13 protein-coding genes are annotated in these 12,487 nt (G+C 63.3%); 3 read left to right on the top strand and 10 right to left on the bottom strand.

Annotated elements, in window-relative coordinates; all coding sequences use genetic code 11:
• Window positions 1-14 precede the first annotated feature (14 nt).
• From C6W88_RS19925 to C6W88_RS19895, 7 genes are all read right to left on the bottom strand, one after another.
• Window positions 15-284: a hypothetical protein gene (locus tag C6W88_RS19925; protein ID WP_108133745.1), complete on the bottom strand. Its 270-nt coding sequence runs from the start codon at window positions 282-284 to the stop codon at window positions 15-17.
• A gap of 183 nt (window positions 285-467) precedes the next feature.
• Window positions 468-1,718, bottom strand: coding sequence for a TRAP transporter large permease (locus C6W88_RS19920; protein ID WP_231498723.1), 1,251 nt, complete (start codon window positions 1,716-1,718; stop codon window positions 468-470).
• Complete coding sequence (locus tag C6W88_RS19915) at window positions 1,718-2,218, bottom strand: TRAP transporter small permease (protein ID WP_231498720.1); 501 nt, start codon at window positions 2,216-2,218, stop codon at window positions 1,718-1,720. Before C6W88_RS19915 ends, C6W88_RS19920 begins: the two co-directional genes overlap by 1 nt.
• Window positions 2,219-3,256 (bottom strand): TRAP transporter substrate-binding protein, encoded by a 1,038-nt coding sequence (locus tag C6W88_RS19910; RefSeq protein WP_108133743.1) that lies wholly within the window; start codon window positions 3,254-3,256, stop codon window positions 2,219-2,221.
• Between the two features lie 406 nt (window positions 3,257-3,662).
• On the bottom strand, window positions 3,663-3,935 hold the full coding sequence (locus C6W88_RS19905) for a type II toxin-antitoxin system YafQ family toxin (RefSeq protein WP_108133742.1): 273 nt from the start codon (window positions 3,933-3,935) through the stop codon (window positions 3,663-3,665).
• Window positions 3,935-4,192, bottom strand: coding sequence for a type II toxin-antitoxin system RelB/DinJ family antitoxin (locus C6W88_RS19900; protein WP_108133741.1), 258 nt, complete (start codon window positions 4,190-4,192; stop codon window positions 3,935-3,937). Before C6W88_RS19900 ends, C6W88_RS19905 begins: the two co-directional genes overlap by 1 nt.
• 108 nt (window positions 4,193-4,300) lie before the next feature.
• The gene (locus tag C6W88_RS19895) at window positions 4,301-5,920 is read right to left on the bottom strand and encodes an OpgD/OpgG family glucan biosynthesis protein (RefSeq protein ID WP_108133740.1); all 1,620 of its coding nucleotides are present in this window, start codon (window positions 5,918-5,920) and stop codon (window positions 4,301-4,303) included.
• A 294-nt stretch (window positions 5,921-6,214) separates the two neighbouring features.
• Here C6W88_RS19895 and C6W88_RS19890 point away from each other — a divergent pair, with 294 nt between their 5' ends.
• Both C6W88_RS19890 and C6W88_RS19885 read left to right on the top strand, forming a co-directional pair.
• On the top strand, window positions 6,215-7,276 hold the full coding sequence (locus C6W88_RS19890; RefSeq protein WP_108133739.1) for an HlyD family secretion protein: 1,062 nt from the start codon (window positions 6,215-6,217) through the stop codon (window positions 7,274-7,276).
• 139 nt (window positions 7,277-7,415) lie between these two features.
• The gene (locus C6W88_RS19885; protein WP_231498722.1) at window positions 7,416-8,489 is read left to right on the top strand and encodes a DUF2955 domain-containing protein; all 1,074 of its coding nucleotides are present in this window, start codon (window positions 7,416-7,418) and stop codon (window positions 8,487-8,489) included.
• A gap of 184 nt (window positions 8,490-8,673) precedes the next feature.
• Here C6W88_RS19885 and C6W88_RS19880 read toward each other — a convergent pair whose 3' ends face one another.
• Window positions 8,674-9,939, bottom strand: coding sequence for a lactonase family protein (locus tag C6W88_RS19880; RefSeq protein ID WP_108133737.1), 1,266 nt, complete (start codon window positions 9,937-9,939; stop codon window positions 8,674-8,676).
• Between the two features lie 92 nt (window positions 9,940-10,031).
• Between C6W88_RS19880 and C6W88_RS22015 the strand changes: the two genes are divergently transcribed.
• The gene (locus C6W88_RS22015) at window positions 10,032-10,154 is read left to right on the top strand and encodes a hypothetical protein (protein ID WP_258183976.1); all 123 of its coding nucleotides are present in this window, start codon (window positions 10,032-10,034) and stop codon (window positions 10,152-10,154) included.
• A gap of 235 nt (window positions 10,155-10,389) precedes the next feature.
• Here C6W88_RS22015 and C6W88_RS19875 read toward each other — a convergent pair whose 3' ends face one another.
• On the bottom strand, window positions 10,390-11,658 hold the full coding sequence (locus C6W88_RS19875; RefSeq protein WP_108133736.1) for a Y-family DNA polymerase: 1,269 nt from the start codon (window positions 11,656-11,658) through the stop codon (window positions 10,390-10,392).
• A complete protein-coding gene (locus tag C6W88_RS19870; protein ID WP_231498719.1) occupies window positions 11,655-12,104 on the bottom strand; it encodes a LexA family protein in 450 nt (149 codons plus the stop codon). Before C6W88_RS19870 ends, C6W88_RS19875 begins: the two co-directional genes overlap by 4 nt.
• Between the last annotated feature and the right edge of the window lie 383 nt (window positions 12,105-12,487).

The raw sequence follows: 12,487 nt of genomic DNA, 5'->3' as shown, positions 1-12,487 counted from the left end.
AGCAAATCGGACGATCATTCTTCAGGGATAACGCCCGGTTCACGATACTTGACGCCTTCGTTCTGGCGCTCCTGTTCGGTCTTGTGCTCATCCACCGGGGGAACGCCCCAGACCGTCTCCTTGTGTCCGTCATCGTAGGTGTAGGTGGTGCAGCCGGCGAGGCTTGCCAGCAGCAGGGCGGCGATCATGGCGGTGATGATAGTGCGGCTCGGCAGGCCGATCCTTGCTTGGTGCAGGAAGGCGCGAAGGCCGGGGCGGGCAACGACAGGCAGGCGAAGGGTCATGAAGGCTCCGGATGTCAGGGTACGGTGAAGCTGCGAAGGAGTTGCCGATGAAGCGGTCCATCGCCAGTATGGCGCTGTGGCAGCAAAGAAAAAACCGCGGATCCTGATGACAGCATCCGCGGCTCGCTTGTTGGCGCTAAATAGGCTCTTTCGCCTCCGGCGTCAGGACGATAGCCACCGGTGTCAGGACGAGAGCCACAGGGGCACGTAGACCACCAGCAACAGCACGCCGATCAGCCCCAGCAGGTAGGGCAGGATGGCACGGGTGATACGCTCGAGCGGCAGTTGGGTCACCGAAGAGGCCACGTACAGATTGATCGCCACTGGCGGGGTGATCATGCCGATCGCCAGCCCCACCACGATGATCAGACCAAAGTGCACCGGGTCGATGCCGAGCTGGGTCACCAGCGGCAGCAATACCGGGGTCAGGATGATCAGGGCGCTGGCGGTCTCGATGAACACTCCGGTCAGCAGGATCACCGCCACCACCAGCAGCAGGATGACGTAGGGATCGGTGGACAGCGACAGCACCGACTGGGCGATCTGGGCCGGCACCTGGGCGCTGGACAATGTCCAGCTCAGCACCGCCGAGGTGGCGATCACCAGCATGATCACCGAGGTGGTGATCGCCGAGCGGATCATCACGGCGTAGACGTCCCGATAGGTCAGGTCGCGATAGACGAACAGCGATACCAGCAGGGCGTAGACCACCGCCACCACCGCCGCCTCGCTGGGAGTGAACACCCCCGAGAAGATCCCGCCGAGGATGATGACCGGCGTCATCAGCCCCCAGCTTGCTGCACGCAGGGTCCGCCAGATGGTCGCCAGCGACAGCGGGCTGCCGTGGGGGTACTGGCGACGGTGGGCCTGGACCAGGGCGATGGCACCGAGGCCAAGACCCATGGCCAGCCCCGGCAGAAAGCCCGCCAGAAACAGGTCCGACACCGACTCCTGGGCGATGACCGCGTAGATGATCATCGGCACCGAGGGTGGGATCACCACGCCGATGGTGCCGCTGGCGGCGATCAGGCTGGCGGCGGAGGCCGGGTCATAGCCCTTGCGCTTGAGTTCCGGCACCAGGCTCGAGCCCACCGCAGCGGTGGTGGCCGCACCGGAGCCGGAGATGGCGGCAAAGAACATCCCGGCCAGTACCGACACCAGCGAAAGCCCGCCCTTGAGAAAGCCGAACAGGCTGTCGGCGAAATCGACCAGCTTGCGGCTGACCGCGCCCTGGGCCATGAGGTCGCCGGTGAGGATAAACATCGGCACCGCGACCAGGGCGAAGGTGTTGATGCCCTGGAACATCTGCTGGGGCACCACGGCGAGCGGTGTGCCCTGTACCACCAGCGTCGCCAGGGTGCTGGCGCCGATGGTGAAGGCGATGGGCACGCCGATCAGCATCAGCACCACGAAGGAGATGAACAGCAACAGCATCACGCCACCTCCTGCGGGCTCGCCGGCGTCTGGCCGGTCAGTTCTCGCACGATCGCCACCAGGGTGGTGAAGGCCATCAAGGCGCCCGCCAGGGGCATCACTGCGTAGACCCAGGTCATCGACAGGCGCAGTGACGCCGACTTCTGGAAACTCTGCAACTGCATGTAGTTCCAGCCGATGATGATCAGCGCCAGCAGAAAGGCCAGCACCACCAGGTGGGCGATGATCCTGGCGATTCGGCCGCCAAGGCCGGGCAGGGCGTCGACCACGAAGGTCACGGCGATATGACGACCGGCGCGGTAGGCCAGGGTGGCGGCCAGGAAGGTGATCCAGACCAGCAGAAAGCGTGCGACCTCTTCGGTCCAGCCCACCGCGGTGAAGGCTACCCGGGAGATGATCTGCAGGGAGATGACGCCGATCAACGCCGCCATGGCGGCGAACACCACCGGGCGTGTCACGGCGTCGAGTCCCCGCTCAAGGCGTTCGAGCAGGGACAGCACTTACTTGGACTCCCCGGCCTTCAGCGCTTCCTGGATGCGCGGCAGGTAGTCGCCGAACTGCTCGCCGTAGGTCTCGTAGACCGGAGCGACGGCGTCCTGGAAGGCGGCGATGTCGGGAGACTCCTCGATCTGCATGCCGGCTTCCTTGAGTTCGGCAAGCTGCTGTTCGGCCATGGCGGCGTTCTGCTCACGCTCGTACTCGGCGGCTTCCTGGGCGGCGGCCTCGACGACCTCCTGGGCGGCCTCGGGCAGCTTCTGCCAGGACGGCATACCCATGACGAAGATCGCCGGGGCGTAGGTGTGGCGCGACAGCGTCATGTAGTCCTGGGTCTCGTTGAGCTTGAACGAGTGGATCACGTTGATCGGGTTTTCCTGGCCATCGATGGTGCCCTGCTGCATGGCGGTCAGCGCCTCGGTCCAGGCCATCGGCACGGCATTGGCGCCGAGTTCGCGGAAGGTGTCGACGTAGACCGGGTTTTCCATGACCCGGATGCGCAGGCCGTCGATGTCCTCGGGGCTTGCCACCGGGCGCTCGGAGTTGGTCAGGTTGCGGAAACCGCGCTCGGCGTAGGCCAGGCCCTTGAGGTTGACGTCGGCCAGCCTGTCGAGCAGTTCCTGGCCGATGGGGCCGTCGAGTACCGAGTAGGCCTCCTCGGGCGAGGCGAACAGGAACGGCAGTTCGAATACCGCCATGGGCTCGACGAAGTTGGCCACCGGGCCGTTGGTGATCACGCCCATGTCGACGGTGCCGATCTGCATGCCTTCGAGCAGGGTGCGTTCATCACCCAGGGTGGCGTTGGGGAAGATCTCGACGTCGACCTTGCCTTCGGTACGGGCTTCGACCAGCTCCTCGAACTTGGTGGCGGCGATATGGAAGCCGTCCTGCTCGTTGACCACGTGGGCCAGGCGCAGCTTGACCGGGTCCATGTCGGCGAAGTCGTTGGCCTGGGCGGCGGACGTGGCAAGCGCAGTGGACAGAGCGATGCCGGCGGCCAGGGTGGTCAGGGCAAGGGGGCGGGGCGCGATGTGGCGTGTCATGGGGGTTCCTTGGTGGTGTTCAGCGAAATGGCGTCTTCTCGGCGGGCCGTCACTTTACGATGGTAGCCGCCTAGCGCCTTGTTTTTGTTGAGAGGTTGGAGTGATCTAGCAGCCACGATCATGCCGGAAGCGGCGCCACGCGGTCAATTCGGCTGGGTTGAGGGGGAAGAGCAAAGGATGAGAGCAGGGGAATTACCCTGTGTCGTGGTGTCGGGAACCGCCATGCGGGGAAGGGTTTCAGGCTAGGCGCTGTCCGAAAAGTCGACGAGCGAAGGTTAGACAAGGCAAAAATCGGTGAGACAGCGCAGTTTACGGGGTGTAAATGAGCATTTTGACCGGGCTGGCGCACCAGCCGATTTTTAACGCCGTATTACCGAGCGCAGGCACTTTTCAGACAAGCCCTAGCCTACTCGCGGAAGAGATCTGCGTGGCTACCTGTCCGGGCCAATTGCAGTTGGTCATCCGCGACGCGATACAGCAACAGCCAATCGGGCTCGATATGGGCATCTCGGTAACCCTTCCAGTTTCCCTGCAATGCATGATCCTGGTAGGTATCCGGCAAGGGCGCTTGCTCAAGCAGCAGGCCCAGCAGTCGGCGTAGCTTGTCCATGTCCTTGCCGCGCTTCTGGACCCGCTTTACGTCTCGCTTGAACTGGCTTGAGCGAACTGGGGTCAGCATTAGATGCCTAGATCGTCGAACAGCGCATCCGCGCTATCGAAGCGCTTGCCCTTTCCGGCTTCCAGCTCTTCCAGCGCCTTGGTCGTGGTGGCGTTTGGTACCTGCACCGCAAACGGCAGGCGCTTTTCGTCGGCGATCCGCAGCATCAGCAGGCGGATGGCGTCTGACACGGTCAGGCCCATGGCATCGAGGGCGGCGGTGGCGCGCTCTTTGGTCTCGCTGTCGATGCGAGCTCGGACCACGGTATCGGTACCCATGAATGTCTCCTTCTCATTGGTAGCCACTGTGTAGCTACATTGTGGCCTGGCCCTGGCAACTTGTCATCAAGGAAGGAGGGCGCCCCGCATCATCGGTGGGTGGGGCGACTACAAGTGATCGGGGTTATGTAGCTCGCGCTCATCGCCGGGAGGCGGCGTCCACTGGTAGATCCAGGTCTCCGACAGCGGCTTGCCTTCGCTATCGCGCAGATACAGGCGCAGATTGATCGGCTCGGTGCCCTCGTCCGGTGGCACCACATCGAACATGGCCCGGTAGCCCTGAATGGCGTCCAGTGGTCGGGCCGAGGTGATCTCGATACGCCCGGCGCTGGTCTCGATGACCGGCTCCACCTCGACCTCGCTTGCGTCATCGAAGGGAAAGGGACCGCCGCGGAAGTCCACGGCGAAGCGCCAGCTGAAGTACTCGCGACGTTGGCCGACGACGCCACCCAGTCCGGTACGGGTCGCCACACAGCGCGACAGGCTGGGTTGCTGTGGCGGCAGGTCGTACCAGCTCAGACGATAGGCGTAGCGCAGCTCCTGGCCGGCCTCCACCGGAGTCTTGGGTTGCCAGTAGGCCACGATATTGTCGAAGGTCTCGTCCTTGGCAGGCAGCTCGACCAGGTCCACGCTGCCTTCGCCCCAGCCCTCGGTAGGTTCGACCCACACGCTGGGTCGGCGATCGTAGTAGACGCCATCGTCCTGGTAGTGGTCGAAGTCGTGGTCGCGCTGGGCCAGGCCGAAGCCCTGAACATTGGTGGCGGAATAGGCGTTGTAGCGAAGCTGGGGCGGGTTCACCAGCGGGCGCCACAACCATTCGCCGCTTTCGGTGTGGATCGACAGCCCATCCGAGTCATGGATCTCCGGGCGCCAGTCATAGTTGACGTCACGATCGTTCTCGCCGACCAGGTACATGCTGGTCAGTGGCGCGATGCCCAGACGCTCGATCGTCTTGCGCGGATAGAGGGTGGCGGCCACGTCCATGACCACGCCTTCGACGTCGCGACGAATATCGAAGCGGTAGGCCCCGGTGGTGCTCTCCGACTCGAGCAGGGCGTAGACGATGAGCTTGTCTTCACCCTCGGGCTGTTCCAGCCAGAAGCGGGTGAAGTCGGGGAATTCCTCGGGTTCGCTGCCGGCGGTGTCGATGGCCAGGCCCCTGGCCGACATGCCGTACTGCATGCTCTGACTGACCGCACGGAAGTAGCTGGCGCCCAGGAAGGAGGCGATATCGCGCTTGGGGTCCTGATGATGGTGCAGGCGGAAGCCGGCGAAGCCGAGGCGTTCGGACAGCGTATCGGTATCGACCACGCTATCCCCATCGCCGTTGGAAAAGTTGAATAGCGCCGGGTCGTAGGCCAATTCCTGCGCCTGTCCCTGGCTGACCTGGTAGATCCTGACCGGGGTGGTGAAGCCACGACCCAGGTGAAACAGCTGGGCCGTATAGGGCGCGTCGCTGTTGCTCCACAGGGCGTGGTCGGCGCGGTAGCCGATGGCCTGGTAGTCGTCCCAGGAAAGGGACTTGAGCTGGTCGGGCAGTTCGCCTTCGTGATCCTGGTGAGGTTGCCCCGACAGATGGCGGGCGAAGCCTTTCAGCCAGGCGTAGTCGAAGGAGACCTTTTCTCCGGTGGTCATGAGCCGCTGGTCCAGCGCGGCCAGCAGCGGGGAGATTGGCAGGGCGTAGGCGCTGAGGGCGGTGGCCGCCTTGAGGAAGTCACGTCGCTGCATTTCCATCATCCTTGTGGGTCGAGCATGTCGGGTGTCGGGCGACTGCCTGGGTAAGCAGTCGCTACGCCTGGTCGAGCACGTCGAAGGGTACGACTGCCCGAATCAGCAAAGGTTCAGGAAATGTGCATGACAGGGTCGCAATATTGTTAACAGGCTAACAAAGTGCTAGTCTACGCGGCCGGTCGACGGGGGACGCCTTCGTCAAATACCGAGCGGCTCCGTCGAGTGAGCCCGCACGTCAGCCGGTCGAGTCGGCCCGTTAAAAAAGCCCGTCGTGTAACCAAGAGGAATACCATGACCCCCGACCAGCGCTTCAGGTGGATCGTTCGCCTGGCCTTGGGCATGTTCGTCCTGATGTTTGCCTATTTTGTGGTGGCAGATACCTACATGCCGATGACCCCGGAGGCGCGGGTCATGCGCCCGGTGGTGCGTATCGCCCCGGAAGTCAGCGGCCCCGTCGAGCGGGTCCACGTCAGCAATAACGACCATGTCGAGGCGGGTGATCCGCTGTTTCGTATCGACCCCGCGCCCTTCGAGCTGGTGCTTGAGCAGGCGCGACTGGAACTGGAGGCAGCGCGTCAGCAGAACGCGACTTTGAGCGCCAGCATCGCCTCTGCCCGCGCCGCCCTCGAAGCGGCCCGCGCCAGGGCCCAGGAGAGCGCCCAGGAGCGCCGGCGAGGCGAGCGCTTGATCAGCCAGAACAGCATCTCGCGCCAGCGCCTCGATGGCCTGGTGGCCACCGACCGTCAGGCCCAGGCCGAGGTCAAGTCCGCCGAGGCCGAAGTGGCGCGCCTGGAGGCTGAACTGGGCGCCGAAGGGGAGGCCAACTTGCGTTTGCGTCAGGCCCGCAACGCCCTGGAGCAGGCCGAGCTCGATCTTGACCACACTCTGGTGCGGGCCCAGCATTCCGGCACATTGAGCAACCTGCAACTCGAGGTGGGTGACTACGCCACCCAGGGACAGCCAGCGCTGGCGCTGATCACCGATGAGGTCGAACTGATCGCGGACTTCCGCGAGAAGAGCCTGCGCAAGGTCGCCGCCGGCGACGAGGCCCGTGTGGTCTTCGACGCCATGCCAGGCCAGGTCTTTGCCGCCCGGGTCGAGAAGCGTGACGCAGGGGTCTACGACGGACAGATCAGCGCCGACGGTAACCTGGCCGACATCCCCACCACCGACCGCTGGCTGCGCGACGCCCAGCGCCTTCGCCTGCACCTTTCGCTGGCCGGGGACGCACCGCTGAGTCTGCCCACCGGCTCCCGCGCCACGGTGCAGCTGTTTCCTGGGGAGCACCCGCTGGCCCATCCGCTGGGGGCGCTGCAGATTCGGCTGATGTCCTGGCTGCACTATGTTTATTAACCGGCTACCGGCGTCGTTTACCAAGCAGCCACGGGCGTCGTCTATTAAGCGGCCACTGGCGTCGTTTATTAAGCAGCCACGGGCGTCGTCTACCAGGCTGCCACTGGCCTTGTTTACCAAGCGGCCACGGGCGTCGTCTATTAAGCGGCCACGGGCGTCGTCAGGGCAGCAGCAACCGAAGGCCTCGAAGCTCAGCGACAACGGCTTGCGCCAGTGTCTGCGTATCGCGGTGGGGGCCTGGCTCGGCTTTCTGATCAGTCAGCTGATGCACTGGAACTATGGTGTCTTCTTCACCGTCTTTCCGATGTTTCTGCTGGGGATCATTCCGGTGTTCAACGCCCATGTGGTGCGCCAGTTCCTGGGTAACGCCTGCCTCAATGTGGTCGAGATCAGCCTGGTGGTGGGGCTGACCCAGCATCTGCCGGTGGTGATGACGGGACTGGTGTTCCTGATGTTTCTGGGACGCTTCACGCTGATGGCCAGGGGGCCGTTGTTCGTGTTCGGCGCCAACGGCGTGCTAACCCTGAGCATCATGCTGCATTTCGCCAGCTACCCCGACCTCGACCTGTTCGATCTGCTGGCCAGCAACACCGTTGCGAGTTTTCTGGCGGTGGCCATCGCCGCCCTGATGCACTGGCTGTTTCCCGATGTCACGCCGCGACAGCCGCCACCACGTCAGGCCAAGACGGCGGCGCTGAAGCGCCATCAGGCGTTGATCGGGGCGCTGACCGCGACCCTGTCCTTTCTGGTGTTTCAATTGCTCGATCTGCGCGACTCCCTGTCCGCGCAGATGGCGACCATCCTGATCCTGTTTGCCCTCGGCTACCATGGCGCCCGGATGTCGGCCTGGCGTCGTGCCATCGGCACTCTGTTGGGCTGCAACCTGGCACTGGTGCTGCAACTGGTGCTGTTCACCAAGAGCGACCATCTGCTGCTGGTGCTGCTGGCCTACGCCATCGGTCTTTTGCTGTTCGCACGGGAGCACGTCATCGAGAACGCCGGCTCCGGCATCGGCTTCGGCGGGCTGACGACCCTGGGTATCCTGTTTGGCCAGTACCTGAGACCCGATCAGGATCTGGTCGTCGACGCCGTCTATCGGTTCAGCTCGATGTGCGTGGCACTGCTGGCCACCCTGGCGGTGATGGCGGTACTGCATCGGTTGCTGGATCTATGGCCTGCGGTCTCGAGCCGGGAAGCACCGCACACGAGCTGAGTTTTCTTATGCTGCTTGCAACAAATAAGGGGGCCGTGTCAGCACGGCCCCCTTTTTAGCTACTTTACCTACCCGCCTGATCTGGCGATTTTGGTCAGCTCTCTGGTGAAGCTTTGTGGCATAGCTTTGTGGCCCAGCGTCGTGGCTCTGGTCGCCGACCCCTAGGCCTGCTCCGAAAAGTCGCCTAGCCGCCCTGGGGCAGCGGGATGGTCACCAGTCCGTAGGAGTGGACTTCGGCACTGCCCGGATAGGCATCGACCACGCTCAGGCTGCCGTCGTCGTGCTGGATCTCGAACACCCAGGTCTTGCCGGTGTTGCCGCTGATGATGTTGACGTAGTTGCCGTCGGCGCTCAGGTCCATGTCGGCGAAATACTCGTTGTAATCCTCGGCGCGGTAGGCGGCTTCTTCCAGCAGAGCGATGCTGCCGTCCTCGGGATCGACGCTGAAGGTCGACAGGCTCGAGGTATGGGAGTTGGTGGTCCAGGCGTACTTGCCGTCCTCCGAGGTGGTGACCCAGCAGGCGGCCTGCTCGCCACCCCAGATGTCGTCGCCAGTCATCACATCCGCCGACACCAGGGTCAGCTTGCCGTTCTCGTCAATGTCGTAGGACGACATGGAGCCGGTCTGGCCCTCGTATTCCTGCAGGAAGGGATACTTGGCCTTCGATTCCTCGGAGGACGGGTGGAACTGGTAGCCCTGGGTGATATAGCGGGTTTCGGTCACCAGCAGGGTGCTGTGGCCGTCCGGGCGAGTGACCAGCTTGGTGCCGATGGGCAGGGCGAAGAAGCGCTCCTCGCTCAGGTGCGGCGACTCGAGGCTCGAGATCGGCTCCTGCGATAGGAGGCCTTCGTCGCCCACCGCATAGACATGCACCATGCCGGTAAGAAAGCCGACAAGCGTCAGGTACTTGCCGTCCTCGGTGAACTCCATGCTGACCGGAGAATCATCCAGCGGCCGAACGGAGTCGGGGATCTCGGTCAGGTTGCCATCGCCATCGATGGTAAAGCCCTTGATCACCCCCGGCTCATCGTTGGCACCATCGGTGCTGGCGACGTAGACGATGTCGCCATGGCCGTCGATGGCCTTGGGTTTGGCACCGCCGGCATCCACCACATTGTTGAGCGTCAGCGTCAGGTCATCTTCGACGTGAAGCGACGACAGGGTGCCGTCGCCGACGTTGGCCACCAGCACGTTGCGGTTGTCTGCCGAACGCCACACGCCGTAGGCCGAACCGAGCGGGTCGAGGCCGCCATCCATGCCGTTGCCCGTGCCGCCGGTGGTGTACTCGCCGACCTTTTCCAGGGTGCCATCGTCAAACTGGCGCCAGGCGATCAGCGAGTTCTCGTCGGCGTTGTTGGTGGCGACGTAGACACCACCCGTCACGTCCTTGGCCATGGCAGGCAGGGAAACCGAAAGCAGGACGAGGCCCATCAAGACTGGATTTTTCATAGCGTACCTTGGTCAGTTTTTGCTTTTCTTGTGCCGCGATGCCGGCAGATCCAGGCATTCAGGCTAGTCGTGGTTTACGTAGGTGCTCGCCGGTGAGTCCTTACACCACCCTGGGCAAGGAGCCCAGGTCAGCTGGCTCGCGCCATGGCCTCGACGGCGTCGCCGGGATCAGCGTGCACGTCATTCAATTGCCATCGTTGAAGTTGCCGGAGTGAGAGCATCTAGCAGAAACTGTGCTTTAAAGAATCGTTGTTGAGATAAAGCTTAGGCAAGATTGCGCCGCAATGATGCAGGTGACTGTCGTCAAACGCGCGTAAAGGTTTGAGAATTTCTGACTGCTTCCGGCGATAGCCTGTGTGATGGCCTGGCGCACAGATTTTCCGTTCGTCGTGTTGGTATCTTGGGGGAAAAGAGGGTGGCCGCCCGTCAAGGTGTGTGTCATACCGACTGCTACAGCCTGGCAATTGGCAGCTCATCCCAGCGAGTGGTGTAGCGCGAGGTGCGATGTTCGCACTTGAGCTGCCAGGCCGCGTCCACGCTGGTCTTGCCAAGGCTCAAGGCGCCGCGACCGTGCTTCTGGTTGATCGCGTCCAGGGTGTCCATCAGGCGCTGATTGCGTTCTTTTTTGCCGTCGTCGACGGCAAACAGATCCTGCTGCAGGCTTGCCTTGTCGGCGATGTCGAGTAGCATCACGCCGGCCTTCATATACTGGTGTCCTGGGCGATAGATACGCGCAAGCGCCCGGGTCGCGGTTGCCACGATCTCGAGGCTGTCGTCGCTGGGACGCGCCAGCGGAACCACCAGCGAAGGGTGGTGCTGGGGCAGATCCTGACGATGCTTGTTGGTTTTCAAGAACACCAGCAGCGCCCGCGCCACGCTGCCCTGACCACGCAGCTTTTCAGCACCGCGGCCGGCATGGGCGCGCACTGCCTGACGCAACTGCGCGAGATCATCGGTGGGCCGACCAAAGGAGCGGCTGGTCATGATCCGTTCGCGCGGGGCGCCGACGTCGTCGAGGCGGATGCAGGATTCGCCGCGAAGTTCGCGTACCGTGCGTTCCAGCACCACGCTGAAATGGCGGCGGATATGCTTGGGGTCGGCTTCACGTAGCTGCCAGGCGGACTCGATGCCGAGCTGCCCAAGCCGGGCGGCGGTGCGCCCGGCGACGCCCCAGACCTCGGTGACCGGCAGGCGTTGCAGCAGCGCCCGGGTTGCCGCCGAATCGGCCTCGAGCACGTGGACGCCGTCTGCGCGGGGATCCTTCTTGGCCTGGTGGTTGGCGATCTTTGCCAGGGTGCGGCTGGTCGCCACGCCGACGCCGACGGGAATGCCGGTGTGGCGCATCACCGTGTGTCGCAAGCGCCGGCAGTGGGCGTCCAGCCCGGCGGGTGCCATGCCCGCGAGGTCGAGAAAGCACTCGTCGATGCTGTATACCTCGACGGCGGGAGCAAACTCCCGCAGCGTATCGACCACCCGACGCGACATGTCGCCGTAGAGAGCATAGTTGCTCGACAGCAGGATGCACTGCCTGCGCAGCGCGCCCTCGATCTTGAAGGCAGGCATGCCCATGGCAACGCCGAGGTCCTTGATCTCCTGGCTGCGGGCGATGACGCAGCCGTCGTTGTTGGACAGCACCCCCACAGGCTTGCCGCGAAGCGAGGGGTCGAAGACCCGCTCACAGCTGACGTAGAAGTTGTTGCAGTCGACCAGCGCGATCACCGCGCGACTCCCGCTGCCAGGGCGTGGATATTGTGGGTGACCACGCCCCATAGGTCGCAGTCGCGACCGTTGAGCGGAATCGGCGCGAAGGCCTCATTGGCCGCCAGCAGGTAGGGTCGATTGCCGATATAGCCAAGCTGCTTGCAGGTCAGCTCACCGTCGACGCTGGCGATCAGCACCGAACCGCTGCACGGCTCCAGCGAGCGATCCACGATCAGCAGATCCCCGTCGAAGATGCCGAGGCCCTTCATCGACTCGCCCTTGGCGCGCAGGTAGAAGGTGGCGCTGGGGTGGGGCACCAGATGCGCCACCAGATCGAGCTGTCCCTCCAGGTAGTCATCGGCCGGTGACGGAAAGCCCGCGCGAACCTCGGTCGCCGCCAGCGGCAAGGCGGTCCTGGGCGGGTGCGGATCGACCCGCCCCAGCACCTCCACCTCAAGACTCATGGCACAGGCTCCCGTCGTTGCCATAGGCGCTACACGAAAGGGTTCGCCAAACAAGGGAATAGTCGTCGCGCATGGGGGCCTCCTGAATCGCAGATACTGTTTGGATATACAGTATCAGGAGGTGCATGGCTGCGCCAGCACAGGAGGGCGGGGGCAAAGTTGGCTTGGTGAGCGAGATGGGGTTGGTTGGATTGGGAGTAGGGAATTGGAAGGTGGATGACGAGGTTGGTGGGGCTGTCGGTAATAGTTGGTACTCTTGCACGAACTTATGGATTGTGGCTTAGACAAGGCGACGGTTGAAGTGCGTTTATATAGGTAAACGGAAATTTAACGTATAGTAAAATAAGTGCTGTTACCCTCTGATGTATGTGATATTTTTATAT

It is taken from the genome of Halomonas litopenaei (genome assembly GCF_003045775.1).
GTDB lineage: Bacteria > Pseudomonadota > Gammaproteobacteria > Pseudomonadales > Halomonadaceae > Halomonas > Halomonas litopenaei.
This window is presented reverse-complemented; position numbering and strand designations above follow the sequence as displayed.